This window comes from Noviherbaspirillum sp. ST9, from assembly GCF_048799745.1.
GTDB lineage: Bacteria > Pseudomonadota > Gammaproteobacteria > Burkholderiales > Burkholderiaceae_D > Noviherbaspirillum.
The window spans coordinates 1-505 of the sequence record NZ_JBLWFR010000231.1 but is presented as its reverse complement, the minus strand read 5'-3'; the positions used below and the strand labels follow the sequence as shown (position 1 = coordinate 505).

Below are 505 nucleotides of genomic sequence, written 5' to 3'. Positions count from 1 at the left end.
AGATAGGAAGTGTTGTTGATGATGCGGTAAACATAACGCTTTCGGGGGGAATTACATCTATTTATAAGGTGTATGCTGGTATTTCTAACGCATTATCAGGTATGATTACTTCTGGTAGTGATGTTGTCAGCCTTTCTTATGCAGTAAAAGTGAACGGTTCATATGGTACTGAAGTTCCTTTAACCCTTGGCACTCCCCGGGATGAATTTAACTTTACAGCCAATTACAGCGGTGTTAAAAATACCGAGGCTGTGAGGATAACAGCAAAAAACCAGGGTAATAAGGAGAAAGTGATCGAACTGCCTGTTGCGAAGGTTTATAATAAACTTTTAACCTTTACAGTTAACCTGACCACAGAAACTGGCCCTGGAAAAAACAACTGGTTTTCTGCTTACCGGGCTCCTCATGTGTTTGACGTAACAACAGCCGCTTCTGCTCAGACCATGCTCGACTTTGTTTTCGCGAAGTATAGCTCGACCAGTTTCCGTATTATGCCAAGCGGTAT

At 42.2% G+C, this 505-nt stretch carries 1 protein-coding gene; it reads left to right on the top strand.

Annotated features, from left to right (window positions below; genetic code table 11):
- Window positions 1-505: hypothetical protein (locus ACNOHI_RS25685; protein WP_420477549.1), on the top strand; the 505-nt coding region annotated here is incomplete at both ends.